Genomic DNA, 22859 nt, shown 5'->3' with positions numbered 1-22859 from the left:
GCAGGGCGCGGGTTTGCCCCTGTTCGCCGGTGCGGCGCGAAAGGTTACAGGCTGCGATGGACCGCAGCCGGGGATTGGGTCGGCGCCATGGCAGCGCTGGTCGGATGAAACGCGGCTACGCCGAGCGCGCCCAGCGCAAAGCCGCCCATCAGCGACCAGGTGAAGCTGGAGCACAGAAATGCGCGCATGAAATAAATCCTTCCTGCTCTTGCCGTTGCGCAACAGATCGGGTCGCGCGGCAGATCGACAAGCCAAGCTTTGCCTTGTGGGGCTTAACCCAGCCTGTCCGGTCCGCTGACTACCTTACGGCCGAGCACGCCGTCTGGATGCGCTCGCAGGCTTCGCGCAGCAGTTCGTCCGAGGTCGCATAGCTGATGCGCATCGCCGGCGAGAGGCCGAACGCCGCACCCTGCACCACCGCGACACGCGCCTCGTCGAGCAGATAGGTGGCGAACGTTTCGTCCGAATCGATCAGAATGCCCTTGGGCGTGGTCTTGCCGATCAGCCCCGACAGTTCGGGATAGACGTAGAAGGCGCCCTCGGGCCGCGGACAGGTGATGCCGTTCGTCTGATTGAGCATCGACACGACGAGGTCGCGTCGCGACTGGAAGGCGGCGGCGCGCTCGGCGAGGAAGCTCTGGTCGCCGTTGAGCGCGGCGACGGCGGCGGCCTGGGCGATCGAGCAGGGGTTGCTGGTCGATTGCGACTGCAGCTTCGCCATCGCCTTGATCAGCCACGACGCGCCACCGGCGAAGCCGATGCGCCAGCCGGTCATCGCATAGGCCTTGGAGCAGCCGTTGACGGTCAGCGTGCGCTCGTAGAGCGACGGGCAGACCTGGGCGATGGTGGCGAATTCGAAGCCGTCATAGATGATATGCTCGTACATATCGTCGGCGAAGATCCACACGTGCGGGTGGCGTTCGAGCACCTCGCCCAGTGCCTTGAGCTCGGCGACCGAATAGGCTGCGCCGGTCGGGTTGGATGGGGAATTGAGGATCACCCATTTGGTGCGCGGGGTGATCGCCGCCTCGAGCTGTGCGGGGTTGAGCTTGTAATTCTGCTCCGGACCAGCGGGCACGAACACCGGCGTGCCGCCGGCGAACAGCACGACATCGGGATAGCTGACCCAATAAGGCGCGGGGACGATCACCTCGTCTCCGGCATCGACGGTCGCGACGATTGCGTTGAACAGCGTATGCTTGCCGCCGACATTCACCGTGATCTGGTCGGTGGTGTAGGTGAGGCCGTTGTCGCGCCGGAATTTGGCGACGATCGCCTCCTTCAGCTCGGGCGTGCCATCGACATTGGTATATTTGGTCTTGCCGTCGCGAATCGCCTGGATCGCGGCTTGCTTGACGAAATCGGGGGTGTCGAAATCGGGCTCGCCCGCGCCGAGACCGATCACGTCGACGCCCGCGCGCTTGAGCTCCAGCGTCCGCGTGGTGATCGCCAGGGTCGGCGAGGGCTTGATGCGGGCAAGCGCGGCGGACGGGTGCATGATGGGGCCCTTCGGTTCAGGAAGCGGCGGCGCTATAGCTCGCTTTACTTCGCAACCGCAACAATCGCCGGCATCAAACCGCGCAGCGCGTTCCCGATGAAGAATCCACCGGCCAGATCGGCCGGGGTCAGCTCGGCCTCGATCGCCTGGCCGGTGTCGATCAACTCGGCGCGCAACACGCCGGGCAACAGCCTGCGCGCCAGCGGCGGGGTCAGCAGCACGCCGTCGTGCGCCACGAACAGCGAGGTGAAACTGCCTTCGGTGAGGAAGCCCTGCGGATCGACAAAGATCGCCTCGAACGCGCCGCCGGCCGCGCGGGCCGCGTCGTAAAAGGCACGATCGCTGGTCTTGTGGCGCAACCGGAAATCGCGCGTTGCGACGGGCAGCGGGACGATCGCCACCGCGACCGGGTCGGCGGGTGGCGCCGGCAGCGGTGAAACCTCGATCGCCACCGCCCCCGAAGCAGACAGCACCAGCCGGATGCGCCGCGCGCTGCGCAGGCGGAAGGTCGCGGCCTGCAGTTCGTTGCGCGTGTCGTGGCGATCGAAGGTGAAACCCAGCACGTCGGCGCTCGCCTTCATCCGTGTGAGGTGGCGCTCGAGGCGGGGGATGCCGGCCTCCGGGTCGAACGCCATCGTCTCGATCAGGTCGAAGCGGCGCTGGCCCGTGGTGACGAACGCGCCTTTCGCGGCGCACTCGGCCCATTCGTCGCCGGCGGTCGAATCGGCCACGATGCCCGAGCCGAGGCCGAGCGTCGCGCTGTCGCCGGCGATGGCCAGCGTGCGGATCGCCACGTTGAACATGGCGTCGCCGCTCGCGTCGATCCGTCCGATCGACCCGGTGTAGAGCCCACGCGGCGTCGCCTCGACCTCGCCAATCACCTCCATCGCGCGCGACTTGGGCGCGCCGGTGATCGATCCGCACGGGAACAGCGCGGTGAGCACGTCGATCGCGTCTTTGTCGGGGTCGAGCGTCGCGGTCACGGTCGAGGTCATCTGCAGCACCGTCGGATAGGTCTCGACCGCGAACAGTTCGGGCACCGCGACGCTCCCCGGGGCGGCGACGCGCGACAGGTCGTTGCGCATCAGATCGACGATCATCAGATTTTCGGCGCGCTGCTTGGCATCGCTGGCAAGCGCGGCGGCGAGTGCGCGATCCTGTTCCGGGGTCGCGCCGCGCGGCGCGGTGCCCTTCATCGGCCGGCAGGTCAGCCGGTCGCCTTCCAGCGCGAAGAACAGCTCGGGCGACAGCGACAGGAAGATATGCGCGCCGGTCGCGACGATCGCGCCATAGCCGGCATGCGAGGCGGCACGCAGCCGCGCGTAGAGCGCGAGCGGGTCGCCCGCCATCGCCACGGTGGCGCGATAGGTCAGATTCGCCTGGTAGATATCGCCGGCCTCGATCAGCGCCTGGACGCGCGCCAGCCGCGAATCATAGGTCGCACGGTCGATTACGGGGCGCGGCGCACCCGCCCAGGCCCCGGCCGGGTCAGGCAGCAGCGCCGGTACATCGTCGGGCGCGATCTCGTCGAAGCGGTCGAAGATGCCGAACCACAATATCGGCCCCTCGCCCGGGATGATCGGTGCGCGAGGTTGCAGCGCAGCGCCGGCCTCATAGGCGAGATAGCCGGCGGCATGCAGCCCCTCGCGCCGCGCCGCGCGTAGCGCCGCCAGCGCGGCGGGGACGTCCGCCGGCGTGTCGGCGACGATCATCCGCAGTGGCGCTCGATAGAGTCGCGCCGGCGCGCCGCCGGGGCGGGCGTCGTCGAGCAGGATGAAGGGCTGGGTCTCGGCGGCGAGCATCGTCACGCCAGATGCGCTGGCAAGGGGGTGCTCGGCAACCCCCGGCTTGCCCGCTATCGACCGGCCGCCTATCTCGCGGCAATGGCAAACCCTCCCTTGCGCGCGGCGATCGTCCCCGTGACCCCGCTTCAGCAGAATTGCAGCCTGATCTGGTGCACCGCGACGATGCGCGGCGCGTTCGTCGATCCCGGTGGCGACTTGCCGCGCCTCACCGCGGCGGCGGCGCAGCACGGCGTGACGGTCGAGAAGATCATCCTCACCCACGGCCATATCGACCATTGCGGCGCGGCCAAGCCGCTCGCCGACGAGCTCGGCGTGCCGATCGAGGGGCCGCACGAGGCCGATCGCTTCTGGATCGCGCGACTCGCCGAGGACGGGCGCCAGTACGGCATCACCGGCGTGCCGTTCGAACCGAACCGCTGGCTGGTCGAGGGCGATACGGTGACGGTCGGTGACCTCACGCTCGACGTCTATCACACCCCCGGGCACACGCCCGGCCATGTGATCTTCCATCACCCGGCGTCGAAGCTGGCGCTGGTCGGCGACGTGCTGTTCGCCGGGTCGATCGGCCGCACCGATTTCCCGCTCGGCAGCCATCCGCAGCTGCTCGACTCGATCGTCACCAAGCTCTGGCCGCTCGGCAACGACACGGTGTTCATCCCCGGCCACGGCCAGACGAGCAATTTCGCGCACGAGCGCGAGCACAATATGTTCGTCAGCGACCGGGCGATGGCGGCCTAGTGGTCCGATTCTGACATTTGCTACCGCTTTCGGCGAGGTCGCGGGCAAATGTCAAAATCAATCCACTAGCCGCCAAGCCGGGTCGCACGATGCTGTCTCAGCCCTGCGCCGGGACCGTCGTCAGCTCGATCGTCTTCGGCGCGTGACGCGTCGCGATGAAGGGCAGCGCCGCCGCGTACAGGCCGAGGCCGAGCAGCAACAGGAAGGTCGCCGCCGTCCCGAAGCTGCGGCCGCCGCGCAGGCCGTCCATGCCGAGCCCGTGCGCGACGCGCGCCACCAGCAGCAAGGCGCCGGCGACCCACAGCCAGATCGAGGTCCCTGTCGCCAGTTCGATCAGGCCGATCAGGATCACGATGAAGGGCGTATATTCGGTGAAATTGGCCTGGGCGCGCATCCGGGCGATCAACGCCATGTCGCCGCCATCGCCGATGCTCACCTTCGCCGCACGCCGCGCGCCGCCGGTGCGCAGCGCCAGCCAGAAGGCGATCAGCGCGCTCCCGCCGGCCGCCATCAGCGTGACCGGCAACATGATTCCGTCCATGACATTCCCCTTATCGGTTGCTTGGGCGCGTGGTGCCAGTCGCGACGCCGGGTTGCAACGTCCGCGCGAATCGCTATAGGCGCCAAGCTTCGCGATGCGTCCGGCCGCTGGTGCCAACCGTGGCCGGCCGGCCATCGGTTGCGTGGCCGTGTTTCCGGGCTTGTCGCAACTACCGATCTGACAAAAGGTTTTCGCCGAAATGGCCGTTCCCAAAAGAAAGACTACGCCGTCCAAGCGCGGCATGCGTCGCGCCCATGACTCGCTCACCGTCGCCGCATTCCAGGAATGCCCGAACTGTGGCGAACTTAAGCGCCCGCACAATCTGTGCGCGTCCTGCGGCCACTACAACGGCCGCGAGATCGTCTCGGTCGAAGGCTGAGCACGACAGCACAGGAGCAGGTGGCCAGCGTGTCTGACAGCTCCTGGATCGCGGTCGACGCGATGGGCGGCGACGAAGGGCTGGCAGTGATGCTCGCCGGGGTCGCGCGCGCGCGTCACCGGTTCGAGAATATGCGCTTCTTCCTCGTCGGCGACGAGACCGCAATCGCCGAGGGGTTGAAGCTTCACCCCAATCTCAGCGCGCATTCCGAGATCGTCCATGCGCCCGAACTGGTCGGCTCGAGCGAGAAGCCGAGCCAGGCACTGCGTCGCGCCAAGAAGACGTCGATGGGCATCGCGATCGACCTCGTCAAACAGGGTCGTGCCGCGGCCGCGGTATCGTCGGGCAATACCGGCGCGCTGATGGCGATGGCCAAGCTCGCGCTGCGCACCATGCCCGGCATCGACCGGCCCGCGCTAGCCGGCCTGATGCCCTCGCTCGGCCCCAACGACACCGTCGTGCTCGATCTCGGCGCCAATACCGAATGCGACGCGCGCAACCTGACCCAGTTCGCGGTGATGGGTGCGGCCTATGCCCGCACCACGCTCGATCTCGCCTCTCCCCGTGTCGCGCTGCTCAACATCGGCAGCGAAGATCAGAAGGGCACCGAGCAGATCCGCGATGCGGCGCAGGCGCTCAAGAAAGCGACGCATCTGCCGATGACCTTTGTCGGCTATATCGAGGGCGACAAATTGTCGCGCGGCGATGTCGACGTGATCGTCTGCGACGGCTTTTCGGGCAATATCGCGCTCAAGACCGCCGAAGGGACGGCGCGCTTCGTCGCCGACCTGCTCAAGCGCGCCTTCAGCAGCTCGATCCGCTCGAAGGTCGGGTTCCTCATCTCGCGGCCGGCGACCGAGCTGCTGCGCCACCATCTCGATCCCAACAATCACAATGGCGCGGTCTTTCTCGGCCTCAACGGGCTGGTGGTGAAGAGCCATGGCGGTGCCAACGAGATCGGCGTCGCGACCGCGATTGCCGCCGCTGCCAAGATGGTCAGTGACGATCTGACGCGGAAGATCAGCGAGGATCTGCGCCAGATCGACGCGCTCGCTGCCGCGCTCGCCCAGCCCGCAGGAGCGCCGGCCGCATGATCCGCAGCGTCATCACCGGCACCGGCTCCGCCCTGCCGGTGCACCGCGTGTCGAATGCCGAGCTCGCCGAGCGGGTCGACACCACCGACGAATGGATCGTCGAGCGTACCGGCATTCGCTTCCGCCACATTGCCGGCCCCGACGAAACGACGACGACGCTGGCCGCCGATGCCTGTCGCGCCGCGCTCGCCGCCGCCGGGCGCGACGCCAGCGAGATCGACCTGATCATTCTCGCGACCGCGACGCCCGACCAGACCTTCCCGGCCAGCGCGACCAAGGTCCAGGCGATGCTCGGCATCGACGATTGCGTGGCGTTCGACATCGCCGCGGTGTGCTCGGGCTTTCTCTACGCGCTGCAGGTTGCCGACAGCATGATCCGTGCCGGCAGTGCGCGTCGCGCGCTGGTGATCGGTGCCGAGACCTTCAGCCGGCTGCTCGACTGGGAAGACCGCACCACCTGCGTGCTGTTCGGCGACGGCGCCGGCGCGATCGTGCTCGAAGGCGAAGCCGATAGCGGGCGCGGCATCCTCGCGATGCGGCTGCACGCCGACGGGCGCCACAACGAATTGCTCTATGTCGATGGCGGGCCATCGACCACCGGCACCGTCGGCAAGGTCCGCATGAAGGGGCGCGAGGTGTTCCGCCACGCCGTCGTCAATCTGGCGAGCGTGATGGGCGAGGCGCTCGACGCTGCCGGCCTCGTCGCGGGCGATGTCGACTGGGTCGTGCCACACCAGGCCAATGCCCGGATCCTCGATGCGACCGCCCGGAAACTCGGCCTCGCGCCCGAAAAGGTCGTGGTCACGGTCGATCAGCATGCCAACACCTCGGCCGCGTCGGTGCCGCTGGCGCTCGATACGGCGGTACGCGATGGGCGCATCAAGCGCGGCGACCTGATCGTGCTCGAGGCGATGGGCGGCGGCTTCACCTGGGGCGCCGCTGTCGTCCGCTTCTGACAGCGTAATCAGATGCGCCGGGCTGCCGGACGTCATTTCCTCAACCGAAAGGCTTAGGGCTGACTGTTACAGAGTGGTAACAAAGCTCTTTCGAGTCGCCCAATCATTGTGTTAGACAGAGTTTCTGCCACAGGGAGGGGAGAACCGATGGTACCTGCGGGAACTTTGACACGAGCCGATCTGGCCGAGGCACTGCATCATCAGGTAGGCCTGTCGCGCGCCGACTCCGCCAAGCTGGTCGAACAGATTCTCGGCCATATGGGCGATGCACTCGCCAATGGCGAAAATGTGAAGATTTCGGGCTTCGGTACCTTCGTGTTGCGCGACAAGGGTCAGCGCATCGGCCGTAACCCGAAGACCGGCGTCGAGGTGCCGATCGCCCCACGCCGCGTGCTCACCTTCCGCGCCAGCCAGATGATGCGCGATCGCATCGTCAGCGCGGGCTGACCTCGGTCATGGCTACCGCTTCCGACAAGGCAGCGGGTGCGTTCCGTACGATCGGCGAACTGTCGCGCGAGACGGGGCTTCCGCAGCATATCCTGCGCTATTGGGAAACACGCTTTCCCCAGCTGCGTCCGCTGCAACGCGCGGGTAATCGCCGCTATTACCGACCCGAGGATGTCGCGCTCGTGCTGCGGATCAACGCGATGCTGCATCATGAGGGCTATACGATCCGCGGCGTGCAGAAGCTGCTGTCGAGCGAGCGCAAAAGGGGCTCCTCCCCCGTTGACCTCAGCGTGCTCGAGGCGCTTCGCGCCCAGCTCGCAAGCGCGCTGGCCGAGGACGCCGCCTAGGCGCGCACCTTAAGCGCTCAGGGCGTCCGCGGCGTTGCGGCGCCTTTCACGCCATCGACACAGGCAAGCGCTGCCGCATCGATCGCGGTCGCCGCGCCGCGCAGCGCATAGACATCGGCAAAGGGCTGGCCGCTGCGCGCCAGCGTCTCGACGCTCATGCTGCGACCGGCGCGGATCGCCACGACGATCGCCGCGTCAGTCCGCGCGTCGGGTGCCCAGGCGTCGGCGCCGCCCGCCACCAGCTCGAAACGCCGCTCGCCGACCGACAAGGTGACGCGCGCGCGGGCGTCGCGTTCGCGGCTGAGGCGCACGTGCAACTGGTTGCGCGCGCCCTGCCCCGGCCAGGTCGCGATGCTGGCAAAGGGCCGCCCTGCGCCGCCGGCCTGAACGGGTTGCGCGATGGCAAAGCAGCGCGGGGGACTTGGGTCGGTGAACGCGCCCCAGCTGCCGAAGGTGCCGAGCGAATCGCGCGCCGCAACCGGTGTCGCGACCAGCACGAGCAGCGCGGCGGCGCGCCTCACGCCCGCGTACCGCCCCGTCCGCGATAGACGATGTGCTCGACACCGCTGTCGATCATCACCACCGAACCCTGCGGCAAGCTGCCCGCCGCCGGGGCGCCATAGCCCGGCAGTTCGGGCGCGCCGGTCATCACGCCGCGCAGCACGCGACTCGAAATGCCGTGCATGATGACGAGCCGGTCGCCGGCATCGTCGTCGGTGTCGTCGAGCCAGCCGGAAACGCGGGTCACGATGTCGGCATAGCGTTCGCCATCGGCGGCCGGGCTCAGCAAGCCGTTTTGCTGGTCGATGACCGGCCCGACCTCGGCGATCACATCGGTGTAATAACGCCCGCCCCAGCCGCCCATGCCGATTTCGACGAGGCGCGGGTCGGTCCGGGTTGCGTGCCAGTCGAGCTCGAGATGTTCCGCGATCACCGCCAGCGTCTGCAACGCGCGCCCGGTCGGCGAGGCCCATAAGGTCAGTTTCGGCCTGGCGCCGAGTTGGGCGCGCAGTGCTGCGCCCATTTCCTCGGCCTGGGCAAAGCCCGTGCGGGTCAGCGGTGTATGTGCGTGCTCGCCCTGCAACCGCCCGGCGGCGTTGAACACCGTCTCGCCGTGCCGGGCGATGAAGTCGCGCCCGTGGCGCTCGGTGCGGGCTCGCGCCTTGGTATGCATCGCTGCCGTTTCAACCGCCTGTGGCGCAATTGCAACGCCTTTCCTCGTTGTCTCAGGTTCATGAAACTCGCGCCGAACTGGGTCATTCAGCGCCTCCCGAGGCACGGTTCGCCCGGGCAGTAGATGAATGGAGTTTGGTTATGCGTACGCTTATTCTCACCGCCGCCGTGTCGGCCATCGCGCTCGGCGCCGCCGCTCCCGCTTTCGCCCAGGACAGCGCTGCGCGCGATCCCTTCACCGGCCCGCGCGTCGGCGTGCTGCTCGGCTATGACCGGATGCAGGCCGGCAGCACCCAGAGCTCGTCGATCAGCGACCGCAACGCCGCCGAAGGCCTGACCTATGGCGGCGATGTCGGCTATGACGTCGCACTCGGCGGGATCGTCCTCGGCGCCGAAGGCGAAGTCTCCGGTTCGACCGCGAAGGTGAGCAACAATCCGGTCGCCGCCGCGTCGCTCGGCTATGGTCGCGTCAAGGCCGGTCGCGATCTGTATCTCGGCGCGCGCGCCGGTATCCGCGCCGGTCGCAACACGCTGGTCTACGCCAAGGGCGGTTACAGCAACCAGCGTCTCGACCTGACGGCCAATAACGGCACCACCACCACGGCGCAGCATTTCAACCTCGACGGCTGGCGCGTCGGCGCGGGTGTCGAGCAGTCGATCGGCCGCAACACCTATGCCAAGATCGAGTATCGCTACTCGAACTACAACAATGCGCGGCTCGAATATGCCAACGGCGCCAACACCAACAACTTCAGCGTCGACACCGACCGTCACCAGGTCGTCGCCGGGGTTGGCTTCCGCTTCTGATCCTCGCCGGGGGATATGTCCGGTTTGGAGGCGGTTTCGCTGACAAATCGGTGACAAATAGAGGGCCGGAGCGCTTGCTCCGGCCCTTTTTGTCGTTAAGGAAAGGACACGGCGGATTGCCCCCGGCGCCGCGCGCTGGCGGGAAGGAAACGGGGCTGGCCCCGGGGGACAGGAAATGAAGGCGACGATCGAACGTGCAACCCTCCTCAAGGGGCTGAGCCACGTCCAGTCCGTGGTCGAACGGCGCAATACCATCCCGATCCTGTCCAACGTGCTGATCGAGGCGACCGCCGAAGGCGCGCTCAAGCTGATGGCGACCGATCTCGATCTGCAGATCAACGAGAGCGTCGCCGCTGCGGTCGACCAGCCCGGCGCGACCACCGTGTCGGCACACACGCTGTTCGACATCGCCCGCAAGCTGCCCGAGGGCAGCCAGGTCCAGCTCGCCGCCGCCGACGGCAAGATGACGATCATGGCCGGGCGCGCGCGCTTCCAGCTCGGCACGCTGCCGCGCGACGATTTCCCGGTCATCGCCGAGGGCGAGCTGCCGGTGTCGTTCGAGCTGCCCGCCGATACGCTCAAGCAGATCATCGACAAGACGCGCTTCGCGATCTCGACCGAAGAAACGCGCTATTATCTCAACGGCATCTTCTGGCATGTGTCGGATGATCCGCTGCCGGTGCTCAAGGCTGCGGCGACTGACGGCCACCGTCTCGCCCGCGTGACGATTCCGCGCCCGGACGGAGCCGAATCGATGCCCGACGTGATCATCCCGCGCAAATGCGTGGCCGAACTCCGCAAGCTGCTCGACGAGATCGACGGCTCGGTCGGCGTGTCGCTGTCGTCGACCAAGATCCGCTTCGATCTCGGCCAGGCGCTGCTCACCTCCAAGCTGATCGACGGCACCTTCCCGGATTACAGCCGCGTCATCCCGACCGGCAACGACAAGATCCTCCGCATCGATCCGCGCAGCTTCGAGGAAGGCGTCGACCGCGTCTCGACCATCGCCACCGAAAAGACCCGCGCGGTCAAGATGTCGCTCGATCGCGACAAGATCACGCTGTCGGTGACCAGCCCGGAAAACGGCACCGCCGCCGAGGAAGTGTCGGGCGAATATACCGCGCTCGGCTTCGAGATCGGCTTCAACAGCCGCTATCTGCTCGACATTCTCGGCCAGATCGAAGGCGACGTGGTCGAGGTCCACCTCGCCGACGCTGCCGCACCGACGCTGATCCGCGAGAATGACAAGAGCGCGGCGCTCTATGTGTTGATGCCGATGCGCGTGTGATCCGCCGGCGCCGCCTGTGGCGGCGTTGCGGGTTCGCCTTGCTGTTGCTGACGATCGGCGGCCTGTCGGGCCTGTGGTTGATCGGCAATGTGCTGACGCGGCCTTCGCCATCGCCGGTCGCCGCAGCCGTTGCGCCGGCGCGGGATTTTCGGCTTCGTAGCGCGGACGGGCTTGCCATCGCCGCGACCTATTGGCCAGGCCGGGGTGCCGATGCCCCGGCGGTCCTGCTGCTGCACGGCAATGGCGCGTCGCGCGCCGCCGAGGCTTCGACCGCCGAGTGGCTCTCTCAACAAGGTTTCGCCGCACTCACCATCGATTTTCGTGGGCATGGCGAATCCGCGAGTGCGTCGCACAGCTTCGGTCTGTTCGAGGCGCGTGACGCGGCGGCAGCGTTCGCTTGGCTCAAACAGCGTCAGCGCGGCGCTCCGGTCGCGGTGCTCGGCATCTCGCTCGGCGGCGCGGCCGCCCTGCTTGGCGAGGGCGACCCGGTGCCGGCGCGGGCTTTCGTCCTTCAGGCGGTCTATCCCGATATCCGACATGCGATCCGCAACCGGCTCGTCGCGACCGCCGGCATCGCACCCGCCGGATTGCTCGAGCCTCTGCTGAGCTATCAGGCGCGGCTTCGGTTCGGCGTCTGGCCCGACAGGCTCGCGCCGATCGCGCGGGTCGCTGCCCTGCGCTGCCCGGTGCTGGTGATCGGCGGGGCCGAAGATCGCTATACCCCACCATCCGAGACGCGCGCGCTGTACGATGCCATCCCCGGCAGCAAGCGATTGTGGTGGGCGGTCGGCGCCGATCACGCCGCGACGTCGCATGACGAATCACCGGCCTATCGGAAGGCATTGCTCGATTTTCTCCGGTCGACGATCGACAAGACCGGTTGAGGCGAACGATCTTTTTGGGCGATTGGCGGCTTGCTGCTATGGTTCGTCATCAACAGGGTCAGGCTGATCGGTCATGGATTCCTACAACATTACCGATGCCAAGGCGCGTTTCAGCGAGCTGATCGACCGCGTCGAAACGGGCGAGACGATCGAGATCATGCGTCGCGGCAGGCCCGTTGCGCGGCTTATGCCGATCGAGCAGCCGAAGCAGCCGATCGATTGGGACGCCATCAGGGCTCGTACCGCAGACATGCCGATGACCAGTGAAACGGTGCGGGAGATGCGCGATACGGCGCGTTACTGATGATCTATTGCGACACGTCGCCGCTGGTAGCGTCGCTGATCCGCGAACCCTGTACCGCCGTCGCCAATCGCTGGCGATGAAGATGAGAAGAGGTGAAATCTCCGGCGCGCACCGTGCGCATTTTGCATTGCTGAGTTGACAATCGGGCGCTGATCCTCTATTAACATAGATGTCAGTAAGGAATCGACCGATGGCCGCCACGCTCCCCCCTTTTCCCGGCACGACCGGCCGCCGCGACTGGCGCACCGCCTTCGACGCGATCGGCAAGCTGATGGCGAATGGTGACGACACCACCCAGGTGTTCCGTATCATGCGCGCGCTCAATGTCGGCGCGACGCCGAAAAGCTATGCCCAGTTCATCGCCACCGAAGAAGGCGGTCGCATGGCCTATGAGCGGACCGAACTGGCCGAGGTCTTGTCGCGGCCCGGTTTCGCCGACCAGTTCGCACCCGGTACGGTCGGCGCGGCCTATCGGCACTTCCTCGAATCGACCGGCTATTCCGCCGATGGTCTCGCCGAAGTGTCGAAGATCAACCGCGAAGAAGATATGCCGCATCCCTATGCCTGGTTTGGTCGGCGGGTGCGTGACACGCACGACATCTGGCATGTGATGACCGGCTACAAGGCCGATGAGAGTCTGGGCGAAGCCGCGCTGGTCGCGTTCAGCTATGCGCAGGTCGGCGGTCTGGGCTGGGCGTTCATCGGTGGTGCCGCAGCGCTCAAGAGCTTGCGCGTAACCAAAAGCACGCTGTTCGCCAGGGCCGTGTGGGAAGGCTATCGTCGCGGCAAACAGGCCAAGTGGCTCGCCGGCGAGGATTATCTCAAGCTGCTCCACGAGCCGATCGAGGCGGCGCGTGCCCGGCTCGGCCTGCGCGAACCCGTCGCCTATCTCACCGCCCAGCGCGAGCTTGGCGCGGAAATGGCGTCCTATCTCAGCCAGAAACAGCAGCAGCCGGAGACGGTCGCGCCGGCGAAGCTGGCCGCCTAGCGCTGGCCGGGGTGCGCGACCGGCCCGATGGGGCCGAGATCGGGTATCGGCATCCACCGCCGGACCACATCGTCGACCGCGGCGCGCGACAGCGGCGTGCCAGGCAGATCGAACAATCCTGGATCGACCGGCCCCGGCCCGGTCATCTCCAGCCGCACGCCATTGAATCGCACCAAACAGCCCTTGCGCGCAATCTCGGCCTGCCTGGCGCCGAGATTGCTCCCTAACCCGGGCTGGAGGTGTAGGTCGGGCGCCCCGAGATAAGCGACGAGCGCCTTGCCGAGCATCGCAAGCGCCGGGTCGCGCGACACCACCATGTTCCCATCGTCGCACCACCTCCGGGAGCTTTCCGAAGGCTGAAGGCGTAGCTCTGCCCCGTCCATCGGCCGACCGTTTCCTGCTTCCCCTCGACGATATCGAAAAGCATCGGCTCCACATCCGGCGGGGGCGGCGGCAGTTTCAACGCCTTGACGATTTCGATCTGCCGCGCTGCCGTCGCGGCATCGAAATCGTCCTTGCGCATCAGGAGCGGCGGCTTGTTCGGCATGTCGTGGACAAGGACGAAAATCTTGCCGTCACGCGCGATCGTGACATCGCCTTGCGTATCCTCGACACGCCACCGACCCGCAGCATCGACATAGACCGTCATCGTCTGCCGGGCGTTGTCTTCCGCGACGAAGCGGGCGACCATATCGGCCGCTGCGGGACGCGCGCAGGATAGCAGCGGCATGGTCAATGCCAGAATGAGCGCCGCGCCGACCCTGCTCGCCGATCTGATCAACCCGCGCGCCCACTCCAGATTTGTCGCCGGTGTGGCACGGCTGCTACGGAGCGGCAATGGCTCTCTCCCGCCTCGTCCTGACCGATTTCCGCAATCACGCCGATCTTATCCTGGCAACCGGGCAAGGTTTCGTCGTGCTGACCGGCGACAATGGTGCGGGCAAGACCAATATCCTCGAAGCCGTGTCGCTGCTCGCCCCCGGGCGCGGCCTGCGTCGCGCGCCGCTCGGCGAGATGGCGCGGCAAGGCGGGCCGGGCGGATTCGGCGTCGCGGCGACTTTGGCGGACGACACCGTGATCGCCACCGGGGCACAGCCACCGGCGATCGAGCGGCGCGTGGTGCGCGTCAATGGCGCCATGGCGGCGGCGACCGCGCTGGCGGAATGGTTGACCGTGCTGTGGCTCACGCCGGCGATGGACCGCCTGTTCGCCGCCGCCGCGAGCGAGCGCCGGCGCTTCCTCGACCGGCTGACGCTGGCGCTGGCGCCGGGTCATGCGGTGCACAGCAATCGCTACGAAGCGGCGATGCGCGCGCGCAACCGCCTGCTCGCCGAAGACGGGCCGGCCGATCCTGAGTGGTTGCGCGCGCTCGAGGCGCAGATGACCGAACATGGCGCGGCGATCGACGCGGCGCGTCGCGACACCGTCTCCGCGCTCGCCGCGCGGCTCTCCGCTGCGCCCGACGGTCCGTTCGCGCGCGCCGGCCTCGCGCTCGACGGGTGGAGCGATCTCGACGGGTCGTTCGCCGCCGATCTGGCAAGCGGCCGAGGGCGCGATCGTGCCGCCGGGCGTACGCTCGTCGGGCCGCACCGCAGCGATCTCGCCGTGACGCATCTCGGCAAGGGCCAGCAGGCGGCATTGTGCTCGACCGGCGAACAGAAGGCGCTGCTGCTCGGCCTGATCCTTGCGCATGCCGACCTCGTCACCGAACGCACGGGACAGGCGCCACTGCTGCTGCTCGACGAGGTCGCCGCGCATCTCGATCCGTTGCGGCGCGCGGCGCTGTTCGATCGGCTGGCGGGCAAGGGGCAGGTGTGGATGACGGGCACCGAGCCCGCTTTGTTCGACGCGATCGACGATCAGGCGACGCGCTTCGCGGTCGGCGGCGCCGGGCTCGGCGCCGTCTGAACCTCGCCTGTCGATGCCACTAACGCGTGGTTCAATCGTTCGCTGCCATCCCTGTCTCGTGGCGGGGGCCATGGAGAAGAATGATGAACAGGTTCGCAAAGATTTTGACCGTCGCCGCCCTGTCGGGGCTCAGCCTCGCCAGCGCCGGTGGTGCTGCGGCACAGGGCCGCTGGGACTGGAGCCCGGGCGATCGCGCCTATCGACTGGCCGGTGCGGGCGTCGGCATCCTCTATCCGGAACTGCGCGCAACCCCGCGTGGCCGCGCCTTCGTGATGCGCAATTTCGACTTCGATCGTAATGGCTGGATCAGCCCGCGCGAGGCGCGCGCCGCCAATCGCGCCTTTGCCGAGGTCGCCGGGGCACGGCGCGACCGTTTCGACTGGGATCGTCCCGGCCATGTCGTGGTCGTCGAGGAAGCGCGCGGCGGGTGGGATCACCGTGCGATGCGTGACTATGGTTTCCGCCAGACCGCGCGCGGCGCCACGCTGAACCTGCAGGAGGACGTGCTGTTCAAGACCGACAGCGACGTGCTGCGCCCCGGCGCGATCGACAAGCTGCGCCCGCTGGCCGGCTATCTCAAGTCTGAACCCGGCGTGCGTGTGGCGATCGACGGCTATACCGATTCGCGCGGTTCGGACGCCCACAACCAGGCGCTGTCGGAACGGCGCGCGGCCAGTGTGCGCTCTGCGTTTGACGCCATGGGCGTGGTCCGCGCGCGCTTTGTGGTTCAGGGGCATGGCGAGACCAGCCCGGTCGCCACCAACGCCACGCCCGAGGGCATGCGCCAGAACCGCCGTGTCGAAGTGACCCTGCTCGGCCAGCGCGCCGATCGCTTCTCGCGCGACGACTAAGACCGCGTCCCCGGGGCGTGCGACCGAATACCGCTTGGTCTTGCCGTCCCGGGGATTGCCCGGCCCGATTCAACTCGAGCTGCCTTCCTGCCAGAACCGCCCGCCCCATGGCGCCACCCGCGCTGTCCGCCGCGAATTTCGCTTCGGATCAGGGAGTAACAGGGAGGAACAGGGAGTGACCATGACCATAACAGGGAGCGCCGCTCGCTGTTGCCCGCGACGATCAGGGAGCGAACAGGGAGAAAACAGCGAGCGAGCAGGGAGCCGAATCGCGGTGGTGCGTGCCGCGCGTCACACTTGGTCGAGGATACCGTCGCGCAACGCCGTGACCAATGCTTCGCCGGCGGGCGAATTCCACAGCGTCCCGCGATCGCTGGCGAGCATGGCCTGCTTGTCGGCCTCGCTGAGCGGGGTACCGGCGCGCGCTGCGCCGCCCGCCCGTGGTACTGGCGCCGCTGTCGGCGCGCCGCTGCTCCGGCCGCGGATGCGCCCGCGCGAATCTACCAGCAAGGTGCAGGGCAACGACCCGCCATGGCCGCTGGGTGAGGGTGACAGGCCGAGCATCAGGCGCGCGCCGCCATCGGGTTCGACCAGCAACGGCAGGCTATCGACCCGTGCCTGCGACAGGCGCGCGCGGGCGGCGGCGAAATCGAGCTTCTGCGCGCTTGCGGTCAGCACCGCGACGATCTCGAAGTTCGGGCCGGCAAAGCGCCGCTGCAGGGCGGCGAAGTCGCGCGCCTCGACCAGGCACGGGACGCACCATTCGGCCCATAAGGTGACGATCCGTGTCTTGCCCACCAACGTATCGAGCGAAACCTTATGCGAGCCGTTCGAAAGCGTGATGGTCGGCAGGGGCTGCTCGAAGCGTTCGAAGCAGAGCGCGAGCAGGTTGGTCCGCAGCGGTGTCCCGGTGAACAACCGTTCCCGCGTCATCGCCGTAGGGGCGGCACGCAGCATCGCCGGCATGGTGACGGCCGCAGCGATCCCGCCAAGAAGTTTGCGGCGATCCAGCGCCGTGACTCGGTCCCCGCGGGTTCCCATCGCAGCCCCCATTTTGCTTCCTTATTGCCCCTTCAATCCCTATATGCTTGGCATGGCAACCACACCCGAAAACAATAATCCCAACATACCCAACCAGGGCGACTATGGCGCCGATTCGATCAAGGTCCTGAAGGGCCTCGACGCGGTCCGCAAACGCCCCGGCATGTATATCGGCGATACCGACGACGGTTCGGGCCTCCACCATATGGTGTTCGAGGTTTCCGACAATGCGATCGACGAGGCGCTCGCCGGGCATTGCGACCGGATCGACATCGTCCTCAACCCCGATGGTTCGGTCTCGGTGACCGACAATGGCCGCGGCATCCCGACCGGCATCCACACCGAAGAGGGCGTTTCGGCGGCCGAGGTCATCATGACCCAGCTCCATGCCGGCGGCAAGTTCGAGAACACTTCCGATGACAATGCCTACAAGGTCTCGGGCGGTCTGCACGGCGTCGGCGTGTCGGTGGTCAATGCGCTCAGCGAATGGCTCGACCTGACGATCTGGCGCGACGGGCAGGAGCATTATATGCGCTTCGCCTTTGGCGATGCGGTCGCGCCGCTCAAGATCGTCGGCCCGGCGCCCGGCAAGAAGGGCACGCGCGTCACCTTCTTCCCGAGCCCGGCGACCTTCAAGATCACCGAGTTCGATTTCGACAAGCTCGAGCATCGCTATCGTGAGCTGGCGTTCCTTAATTCGGGCGTGCGGCTGTTCCTCAGCGACGCGCGTCATGAGGAAATCAAGACTGTCGAGCTCTATTATGAGGGCGGCATCGCCGCGTTCGTGAAGTATCTCGATCGCAACAAGGTGGCGCTGATGCCGGAGCCGGTGGCGATCTCGGGGACGCGCGACGACGTGACGATCGACGTCGCGCTCGAGTGGAACGACTCCTATTACGAGAATGTCCTCGCCTTCACCAACAACATCCCGCAGCGCGACGGCGGCACCCATCTCGCCGCGTTCCGTGCCGCGCTGACGCGTACGATCAACAACTACGCCGACAAGTCGGGTCTCCTCAAGAAGGAGAAGGTCACGCTGACCGGCGACGACATGCGCGAGGGCCTCACAGCGATCGTTTCGGTCAAGCTGCCCGATCCCAAGTTCAGCTCGCAGACCAAGGACAAGCTCGTCTCGTCCGAGGTGCGCCAGCCGCTGGAAAGCCTGATGGCCGACAAGCTCGCCGAATGGCTCGAGGAGAATCCGGCGCATGGCCGCGCGATCGTCGGCAAGGTGATCGACGCCGCTGCGGCGCGCGAGGCCGCCAAGAAGGCGCGTGAGCTGACCCGGCGCAAGGGCGTGATGGACATCGCCTCGCTGCCCGGCAAGCTCGCCGATTGCCAGGAGCGCGACCCGGCCAAGTCGGAGCTTTTCCTGGTCGAGGGTGATTCGGCCGGCGGTTCCGCCAAGCAGGGCCGCGACCGCCATTTCCAGGCGATCCTGCCCTTGCGCGGCAAGATCCTCAACGTCGAGCGCGCGCGCTTCGACCGCATGCTGTCGAGCCGCGAGATCGGCACGCTGATCCAGGCGATGGGCACCGGCATCGGCCGCGACGACTTCAACGTCGAGAAGCTGCGCTACCACAAGATCGTCATCATGACCGACGCCGATGTCGACGGCGCGCATATCCGCACGCTGCTGCTGACCTTCTTCTATCGCCAGATGCCCGAGATCATCACCAACGGCCACCTCTTCATCGCCCAGCCGCCGCTCTACAAGGCGACGCGCGGACGCTCGGAAGTGTATCTCAAGGACGACAATGCGCTCGACGAATATCTCGTCGAGAACGGTGTCGGCGCGACGGTGCTCGAAGGCGCCGGCGGCACGCGGTCGGGTGCCGATCTGCGGTCGCTGGTCGATCATGCGCGGCGCATGCGCACGCTGATGCGTTATGTCCCGCGGCGCTACGATCCGACGATGGTCGAGGCGCTGGCGATGGGCGGCGCGCTCGATCCGGCCGCCTCGCGCGACGAGCGCCAGACGCGCGTCGCCGAGGTCACCAAGGGACTGATCGCCGCCGACCCCGAGGCGCGCTGGACCGCTGTGCTGACCGAGGAGGGCGGCATTCATTTCGAACGCGCGTGGCGCGGCGTGACCGATCACCACATCATCGAGGCGGCCTTCCTGGTGTCGGCCGAAGCGCGCAAGCTGCACGCCCTTGCCCTCGAACAGGGCGACAGCTTCGCGCAGACTGCCCGGCTCGTGTCGAGCAAAGCCGCTGCCGCGGCGCAGGCCGAAGTCGATGCCGCGACCGAAGAGGACGACGATGCACCCGTGGTGCTGGGCAAGGGCGAGACGATGGTCGCCCGGCCGAGCCAGCTGCTCGACGCGATACTCGCCGCCGGCCGCAAGGGCCTGGCGATCTCGCGCTACAAGGGACTGGGCGAGATGAACGCCGAGCAGTTGTGGGAAACCACGCTCGACCCGCAGAACCGTTCGATGCTGCGCGTCGAGGTCGAGCAGGCCGATGTCGCCGACGAGATCTTCACCCGGCTGATGGGCGACGTGGTCGAGCCGCGCCGCGAGTTCATCCAGGAGAATGCGCTGAGCGTCGCCAATCTCGACGTCTGAGCAGCCGAGATCGGTGCGGCGGCGTTACGGAAAGACCGCGCTGATCACGGCAAAGACGTCGGCCGGGTTGAGCTCGTCGAGGTTGATCTCGAGGTCGGGCGCGAGGCTGTACCCCTTGGTCGCCCCAGTGCGGTCGATGGTGACGGTGACGAGGCGATAGCCGCTTTCGTTGCGGACCACGGCAAGGCCGCCGACTGTTGGCGCGCGATCCGGATCGGCCACGACGATCGCGTTAGCCGGCAAACCGGCGCCGAGCGTCGCCCGGCATACGCGCAGGCCGAACGCCCTGGGGCCGGCAGGGCGCGGCGCGTCGATCCTGGTGTCGGTGGCAACGTCCGCGATCAACCCGCCTGGGAGCGGTGCCCCATAGACGGTCAGCTCGCCGCGTTGTGCCGTGGCGGCGGGGGGGATTGCCGGTGGCACAGTCTTCGCCACGGCGGGATTGCTGCCCTTCGTCTGCGCGCGTTTGCGCGCACGCGTCCGAGACGCGTCGGCATCAAGCTGCGTCGCCAGCTCGTTCATCCGCTGGCGCGTCCGCGCCATACGCGCCTCGGGGTCGGCGATGCTTGTCACGTAACCATCGAGATCGCCACGCTGATACTGCTCGGTGATCGCCCGGCGGAGCGCGTCGCCGTCCGCGACACCGAACAGCCGGCACAGCGCGGCGATCGTCGTCTCGTTCCAGCGGTCGAGCGTCTTCTGGGCGTTCTCGATCCGCGACAGGATCACGGCGGGCAGGCCATAGTCCCGGTCGAGCGCGGCGATCGTCAAGGTCCGGTCGTTGTTACGGCGGACCCGCAGTGCGGCGCCGAGCATCACGGCCATGCGATCCTCGTCCTGCTCCCAGGGGCGGCCATCAAGGAAGGGTTGGGCCCATGCGGCAATGTCGAACCCCGGCTGCGCGACGTCGCTCAGCAACGCGCCCGGTGGGATGTCCAGCGCGCGACCGATCCGTTGCAGCTCGTCGGCGCGGGCGACGACTTCGCCGCGCTCGATCTTGGAGAGGCGAATATAGGGGATGTCGGGCAACAACGCGCTCAGTGCCATCAGCTTCTGATAGCCCCGTCGGCGGCGCTGCTCGCGAATCCGGTTGGGGAAGATGAAGGCGCGATAGCGGTCGAGCACAATTTCGGCGGGGGCCGAGGTCTCGCCGGACGGCGTGGCCGGGCCCTTACCCTCGGCGAGGGCGGCTGTTGCCGGATGCGGTGCCGTTCGGGTGCGCGCCATCATGTCCTTCGCGATACATCTGGGCAAGGCGAGGCATCGCCATCACCGGATCGCGGCGGATATATAGGATGGTTTATGAATATACAATTTCCAACTAATGAAGTCGGCGATCCACATCGGGGGCGGTAAGACGCGCCCAGGTGCCGGCCGGCGAGAAGGGCAACAGGCTCGTCGTGGGACAGGTGCCGGTCAGATGGAGCGTGAGCCAATCCGGCCACATCGGCGACGGATGATCCGAGGAGAAGCCCACACCCGTTCCGTCGGTCACCACGCCGATAGCGGGCGGAAGCGCATTGGCCGGCCAACGCCGCACGAGTTGATCAAGAACGAGGCGCCCGGCCTGTTCGAACCGGGTGAGCGATCGGCGCGACACGTCATCCGAGAGCATCCACGCCGGGAGCGGCAGCAGCGCGCCGGATCCATTCCAGTACATCGTCGTGATCGGCGCCCCCCGCGGGCTGGTCGGTGCCGTCAGCGTCATCAACACGCCGCGGCTGGCGGACAGTAACGGGCGGGCGCCCAGCGCGAGCTTGCTGGCGGGATCAGCGAGCGAGGTTTCGACGCCCGGCAGCGTGCCGATTGTACGCTTCATATGTTGCCCCGTTGCCCGGTCCATGCGGCGCGCCTTTCAGGGTGAATCATATCCTATCATAGCAGCGCTGCGGGACACCGGCTGGCCGGGGGGCAATTCAATTTCCCGTCAGGGCGTGTCACGGAACGATCGCACACGCCCGCGAGCGCTGAGGTCAGTGGCGGGCCGCGCTGCCCGGCGCATTCCCGCTGAGCGTGTCCGGTCCGGTGAGCATCGTGCCATTGGCCATGGCGGTTTCGTTTTCGACAGCACGGGAGAAGCGCGCCTCGCCGGGGGCATTGGCGTCGATCGCCGTGACGCGCGCCAGCATGTTGTGCGGCTGGCCGAGCGGCGGCAGGATCGCGCCGGCGGAAGGCGCCGGTGCCACGGCGCGGGTACGGATTCGCGTCCCCGGCATATTGGGTTTGCGATACTCGGCCATCATCGCAAAGCGCGGATGGGTGCTGGCCAGTTCGGCGATGGTGCGTGACGCGCGCTTGGTGATCTGGCGCACCCGTTCCTTGGTGACCCCGGTGTTGGTGCCCAGCTCGTCGAGCGTGGCGACATCGAATACGCGGCGCTCGACGATCTCCTTGTCGCGGCAGAGCTTCTGCTCGAGCTTTTCGAGCTCGATCGGGCAGATGCCATGGGTGCGGGGGCGACGCAGCATCGCAGCACCGTGATCGACGGGTTCGGTGCGGGCAATCCGCTTCGGCCGGGCACGCTTGCGGAGCTGCTCGATCGCCGCGGCGCGCTGGTGGTCGATGAATTCCTCGACCAGCGACGCGGTTGCGGCATGGGCGAGATAATCCGAGGCACCGGCCTCGGTGCGCGCCAGCGCGCCGTCATCCTCGAGCACCGATTCGAGTGTCGCTTCCTCGCCCTCGCCATTGGACGTGACCGTGTGCAGCGACACCGTGGTCGCATCGACCTTCTTCGCCGATGGGCGTTGATCGGTCATCACGCGGAAGCGCAGGCTCTGCAGCTCGCCGCGGATCTGCCAATTGACGAAGGTGGTGAACTGCGCCTTGGCCGGGTCATATCCCATAATCGCGCGATGGACGGCGATCGCGCAGCACTGCTCGGCGTCTTCCCAGTGCGAGACCAGGCCATATTGGCGAATGAAGTGGCGAATGCGTGGCGCAATGAGCTTGAGGATCGTGACGAACGCCTTGTCGACATTGGCGCGCTGGCGCCGGCTGGAAAGGCCGTCGGCGGGCGGCATTTGCGCGATGACGGCGGCAACGGCGGCTTCCAGCGCAATCGTGGTCTTCGACATGTGAATTTCCCCAAACTCAGGCCGGCGGGCCCCTCGCCTGCCACTTCCCGATCCCTCCTATCTGGGCATCAAACGCTAACGAAGTTCGTATTATCCTATATGTAGGATTACTATCTTACCTATAAAACCGGCGCGATTCGCGGTCCCATTGCCTGCATCGCAGC

The 22859-nt window shown here is 67.2% G+C and carries 26 protein-coding genes; 15 read left to right on the top strand and 11 right to left on the bottom strand.

Annotated features, from left to right (window positions below; genetic code table 11):
- Positions 1 to 44: 44 nt before the first annotated feature.
- The 3 genes from U1839_RS07090 to pabB all read right to left on the bottom strand — a co-directional run bounded on the left by U1839_RS07090 (position 45) and on the right by pabB (position 3300).
- Complete coding sequence (locus tag U1839_RS07090; protein ID WP_332802968.1) at positions 45 to 188, bottom strand: hypothetical protein; 144 nt, start codon at positions 186 to 188, stop codon at positions 45 to 47.
- A 110-nt stretch (positions 189 to 298) separates the two neighbouring features.
- Entirely contained in the window at positions 299 to 1498 is a 1200-nt protein-coding gene (locus U1839_RS07085; RefSeq protein ID WP_332802967.1) for a pyridoxal phosphate-dependent aminotransferase, read from the bottom strand.
- Positions 1499 to 1542: 44 nt separating this feature from the next.
- Positions 1543 to 3300, bottom strand: a complete 1758-nt coding sequence (gene pabB, locus U1839_RS07080; RefSeq protein WP_332803139.1) for an aminodeoxychorismate synthase component I — start codon at positions 3298 to 3300, stop codon at positions 1543 to 1545.
- An 81-nt stretch (positions 3301 to 3381) separates the two neighbouring features.
- Here pabB and U1839_RS07075 point away from each other — a divergent pair, with 81 nt between their 5' ends.
- A complete protein-coding gene (locus tag U1839_RS07075; RefSeq protein ID WP_332802966.1) occupies positions 3382 to 4041 on the top strand; it encodes an MBL fold metallo-hydrolase in 660 nt (219 codons plus the stop codon).
- Between the two features lie 97 nt (positions 4042 to 4138).
- Here U1839_RS07075 and U1839_RS07070 read toward each other — a convergent pair whose 3' ends face one another.
- On the bottom strand, positions 4139 to 4582 hold the full coding sequence (locus U1839_RS07070; RefSeq protein ID WP_332802965.1) for an MAPEG family protein: 444 nt from the start codon (positions 4580 to 4582) through the stop codon (positions 4139 to 4141).
- Between the two features lie 199 nt (positions 4583 to 4781).
- Here U1839_RS07070 and rpmF point away from each other — a divergent pair, with 199 nt between their 5' ends.
- From rpmF to U1839_RS07045, 5 genes are all read left to right on the top strand, one after another.
- On the top strand, positions 4782 to 4961 hold the full coding sequence (rpmF, locus tag U1839_RS07065) for a 50S ribosomal protein L32 (RefSeq protein WP_281127982.1): 180 nt from the start codon (positions 4782 to 4784) through the stop codon (positions 4959 to 4961).
- Between the two features lie 29 nt (positions 4962 to 4990).
- A complete protein-coding gene (gene plsX / locus U1839_RS07060; RefSeq protein WP_332802964.1) occupies positions 4991 to 6055 on the top strand; it encodes a phosphate acyltransferase PlsX in 1065 nt (354 codons plus the stop codon).
- On the top strand, positions 6052 to 7011 hold the full coding sequence (locus tag U1839_RS07055; protein ID WP_332802963.1) for a beta-ketoacyl-ACP synthase III: 960 nt from the start codon (positions 6052 to 6054) through the stop codon (positions 7009 to 7011). Before plsX ends, U1839_RS07055 begins: the two co-directional genes overlap by 4 nt.
- A 147-nt stretch (positions 7012 to 7158) precedes the next feature.
- Positions 7159 to 7458, top strand: coding sequence for an integration host factor subunit alpha (locus tag U1839_RS07050; protein ID WP_332802962.1), 300 nt, complete (start codon positions 7159 to 7161; stop codon positions 7456 to 7458).
- Positions 7459 to 7466: 8 nt separating this feature from the next.
- On the top strand, positions 7467 to 7805 hold the full coding sequence (locus tag U1839_RS07045; RefSeq protein ID WP_332802961.1) for a MerR family transcriptional regulator: 339 nt from the start codon (positions 7467 to 7469) through the stop codon (positions 7803 to 7805).
- 17 nt (positions 7806 to 7822) lie between these two features.
- On the opposite strand, the gene U1839_RS07040 is transcribed toward U1839_RS07045, so the two are convergent.
- Both U1839_RS07040 and U1839_RS07035 read right to left on the bottom strand, forming a co-directional pair.
- Positions 7823 to 8326 (bottom strand): invasion associated locus B family protein, encoded by a 504-nt coding sequence (locus U1839_RS07040; RefSeq protein WP_332802960.1) that lies wholly within the window; start codon positions 8324 to 8326, stop codon positions 7823 to 7825.
- On the bottom strand, positions 8323 to 8979 hold the full coding sequence (locus U1839_RS07035; protein WP_332802959.1) for a histidine phosphatase family protein: 657 nt from the start codon (positions 8977 to 8979) through the stop codon (positions 8323 to 8325). Before U1839_RS07035 ends, U1839_RS07040 begins: the two co-directional genes overlap by 4 nt.
- Before the next feature lie 140 nt (positions 8980 to 9119).
- Between U1839_RS07035 and U1839_RS07030 the strand changes: the two genes are divergently transcribed.
- From U1839_RS07030 to U1839_RS07010, 5 genes are all read left to right on the top strand, one after another.
- Positions 9120 to 9785 (top strand): outer membrane protein, encoded by a 666-nt coding sequence (locus tag U1839_RS07030; protein ID WP_332802958.1) that lies wholly within the window; start codon positions 9120 to 9122, stop codon positions 9783 to 9785.
- Between the two features lie 175 nt (positions 9786 to 9960).
- Positions 9961 to 11073 (top strand): DNA polymerase III subunit beta, encoded by a 1113-nt coding sequence (gene dnaN / locus U1839_RS07025; protein WP_332802957.1) that lies wholly within the window; start codon positions 9961 to 9963, stop codon positions 11071 to 11073.
- Positions 11070 to 11957 (top strand): alpha/beta hydrolase, encoded by an 888-nt coding sequence (locus tag U1839_RS07020; protein WP_332802956.1) that lies wholly within the window; start codon positions 11070 to 11072, stop codon positions 11955 to 11957. Before dnaN ends, U1839_RS07020 begins: the two co-directional genes overlap by 4 nt.
- A 73-nt stretch (positions 11958 to 12030) precedes the next feature.
- Positions 12031 to 12261, top strand: coding sequence for a type II toxin-antitoxin system Phd/YefM family antitoxin (locus tag U1839_RS07015; protein ID WP_332802955.1), 231 nt, complete (start codon positions 12031 to 12033; stop codon positions 12259 to 12261).
- Positions 12262 to 12451: 190 nt separating this feature from the next.
- Positions 12452 to 13249, top strand: coding sequence for a Coq4 family protein (locus U1839_RS07010; protein WP_332802954.1), 798 nt, complete (start codon positions 12452 to 12454; stop codon positions 13247 to 13249).
- Here the strand turns inward: U1839_RS07010 and U1839_RS07005 are convergent.
- Complete coding sequence (locus U1839_RS07005; RefSeq protein WP_332802953.1) at positions 13246 to 13560, bottom strand: hypothetical protein; 315 nt, start codon at positions 13558 to 13560, stop codon at positions 13246 to 13248. The genes U1839_RS07010 and U1839_RS07005 overlap by 4 nt on opposite strands.
- Before the next feature lie 239 nt (positions 13561 to 13799).
- Between U1839_RS07005 and U1839_RS07000 the strand changes: the two genes are divergently transcribed.
- The 3 genes from U1839_RS07000 (at position 13800) to U1839_RS06990 (ending at position 16008) form a co-directional block, all read left to right on the top strand.
- Positions 13800 to 13970 carry a hypothetical protein gene (locus U1839_RS07000; protein WP_332802952.1) on the top strand — a complete coding sequence of 57 codons (171 nt, stop codon included), beginning with the start codon at positions 13800 to 13802 and terminating at the stop codon, positions 13968 to 13970.
- A 116-nt stretch (positions 13971 to 14086) separates the two neighbouring features.
- Positions 14087 to 15157 carry a DNA replication/repair protein RecF gene (gene recF / locus U1839_RS06995; RefSeq protein WP_332802951.1) on the top strand — a complete coding sequence of 357 codons (1071 nt, stop codon included), beginning with the start codon at positions 14087 to 14089 and terminating at the stop codon, positions 15155 to 15157.
- An 83-nt stretch (positions 15158 to 15240) separates the two neighbouring features.
- Positions 15241 to 16008, top strand: a complete 768-nt coding sequence (locus U1839_RS06990; protein ID WP_332802950.1) for an OmpA family protein — start codon at positions 15241 to 15243, stop codon at positions 16006 to 16008.
- A gap of 291 nt (positions 16009 to 16299) precedes the next feature.
- Here U1839_RS06990 and U1839_RS06985 read toward each other — a convergent pair whose 3' ends face one another.
- The gene (locus U1839_RS06985) at positions 16300 to 17049 is read right to left on the bottom strand and encodes a TlpA family protein disulfide reductase (protein WP_332802949.1); all 750 of its coding nucleotides are present in this window, start codon (positions 17047 to 17049) and stop codon (positions 16300 to 16302) included.
- Between the two features lie 52 nt (positions 17050 to 17101).
- Between U1839_RS06985 and gyrB the strand changes: the two genes are divergently transcribed.
- The gene (gene gyrB, locus U1839_RS06980) at positions 17102 to 19618 is read left to right on the top strand and encodes a DNA topoisomerase (ATP-hydrolyzing) subunit B (protein WP_443030580.1); all 2517 of its coding nucleotides are present in this window, start codon (positions 17102 to 17104) and stop codon (positions 19616 to 19618) included.
- 24 nt (positions 19619 to 19642) lie between these two features.
- Here gyrB and U1839_RS06975 read toward each other — a convergent pair whose 3' ends face one another.
- The 3 genes from U1839_RS06975 to U1839_RS06965 form a co-directional block, all read right to left on the bottom strand.
- Positions 19643 to 20848, bottom strand: a complete 1206-nt coding sequence (locus U1839_RS06975) for an XRE family transcriptional regulator (RefSeq protein WP_332802947.1) — start codon at positions 20846 to 20848, stop codon at positions 19643 to 19645.
- 91 nt (positions 20849 to 20939) lie between these two features.
- Complete coding sequence (locus U1839_RS06970; RefSeq protein ID WP_332802946.1) at positions 20940 to 21437, bottom strand: hypothetical protein; 498 nt, start codon at positions 21435 to 21437, stop codon at positions 20940 to 20942.
- Between the two features lie 154 nt (positions 21438 to 21591).
- Positions 21592 to 22695 carry a sigma factor-like helix-turn-helix DNA-binding protein gene (locus tag U1839_RS06965; protein WP_332802945.1) on the bottom strand — a complete coding sequence of 368 codons (1104 nt, stop codon included), beginning with the start codon at positions 22693 to 22695 and terminating at the stop codon, positions 21592 to 21594.
- Between the last annotated feature and the right edge of the window lie 164 nt (positions 22696 to 22859).

It is taken from the genome of Parasphingomonas halimpatiens, assembly GCF_036663795.1.
Lineage (GTDB): Bacteria > Pseudomonadota > Alphaproteobacteria > Sphingomonadales > Sphingomonadaceae > Sphingomonas.
Note: the sequence above shows the minus strand (reverse complement) of the source record. Positions and strands in the feature narration are given on the sequence as shown.

Excerpts from the sequence above, each read along its gene's own strand:
- U1839_RS07050 (WP_332802962.1), top strand. The coding sequence starts at position 7,159 with ATGGTACCTGCGGGAACTTTGACACGAGCCGATCTGGCCGAGGCACTG.
- dnaN (WP_332802957.1), top strand. The coding sequence starts at position 9,961 with ATGAAGGCGACGATCGAACGTGCAACCCTCCTCAAGGGGCTGAGCCAC.
- U1839_RS07035 (WP_332802959.1), bottom strand. The coding sequence starts at position 8,979 with ATGCATACCAAGGCGCGAGCCCGCACCGAGCGCCACGGGCGCGACTTC.
- U1839_RS07085 (WP_332802967.1), bottom strand. The coding sequence starts at position 1,498 with ATGCACCCGTCCGCCGCGCTTGCCCGCATCAAGCCCTCGCCGACCCTG.
- U1839_RS07010 (WP_332802954.1), top strand. The coding sequence starts at position 12,452 with ATGGCCGCCACGCTCCCCCCTTTTCCCGGCACGACCGGCCGCCGCGAC.
- U1839_RS07070 (WP_332802965.1), bottom strand. The coding sequence starts at position 4,582 with ATGGACGGAATCATGTTGCCGGTCACGCTGATGGCGGCCGGCGGGAGC.
- U1839_RS06985 (WP_332802949.1), bottom strand. The coding sequence starts at position 17,049 with ATGGGAACCCGCGGGGACCGAGTCACGGCGCTGGATCGCCGCAAACTT.
- U1839_RS06975 (WP_332802947.1), bottom strand. The coding sequence starts at position 20,848 with ATGATGGCGCGCACCCGAACGGCACCGCATCCGGCAACAGCCGCCCTC.
- U1839_RS06970 (WP_332802946.1), bottom strand. The coding sequence starts at position 21,437 with ATGAAGCGTACAATCGGCACGCTGCCGGGCGTCGAAACCTCGCTCGCT.
- pabB (WP_332803139.1), bottom strand. The coding sequence starts at position 3,300 with ATGCTCGCCGCCGAGACCCAGCCCTTCATCCTGCTCGACGACGCCCGC.
- U1839_RS07030 (WP_332802958.1), top strand. The coding sequence starts at position 9,120 with ATGCGTACGCTTATTCTCACCGCCGCCGTGTCGGCCATCGCGCTCGGC.
- U1839_RS07090 (WP_332802968.1), bottom strand. The coding sequence starts at position 188 with ATGCGCGCATTTCTGTGCTCCAGCTTCACCTGGTCGCTGATGGGCGGC.
- U1839_RS07015 (WP_332802955.1), top strand. The coding sequence starts at position 12,031 with ATGGATTCCTACAACATTACCGATGCCAAGGCGCGTTTCAGCGAGCTG.
- U1839_RS06990 (WP_332802950.1), top strand. The coding sequence starts at position 15,241 with ATGAACAGGTTCGCAAAGATTTTGACCGTCGCCGCCCTGTCGGGGCTC.
- recF (WP_332802951.1), top strand. The coding sequence starts at position 14,087 with ATGGCTCTCTCCCGCCTCGTCCTGACCGATTTCCGCAATCACGCCGAT.
- rpmF (WP_281127982.1), top strand. The coding sequence starts at position 4,782 with ATGGCCGTTCCCAAAAGAAAGACTACGCCGTCCAAGCGCGGCATGCGT.
- U1839_RS07075 (WP_332802966.1), top strand. The coding sequence starts at position 3,382 with ATGGCAAACCCTCCCTTGCGCGCGGCGATCGTCCCCGTGACCCCGCTT.
- U1839_RS07045 (WP_332802961.1), top strand. The coding sequence starts at position 7,467 with ATGGCTACCGCTTCCGACAAGGCAGCGGGTGCGTTCCGTACGATCGGC.
- U1839_RS06965 (WP_332802945.1), bottom strand. The coding sequence starts at position 22,695 with ATGTCGAAGACCACGATTGCGCTGGAAGCCGCCGTTGCCGCCGTCATC.
- U1839_RS07055 (WP_332802963.1), top strand. The coding sequence starts at position 6,052 with ATGATCCGCAGCGTCATCACCGGCACCGGCTCCGCCCTGCCGGTGCAC.
- gyrB (WP_443030580.1), top strand. The coding sequence starts at position 17,102 with ATGGCAACCACACCCGAAAACAATAATCCCAACATACCCAACCAGGGC.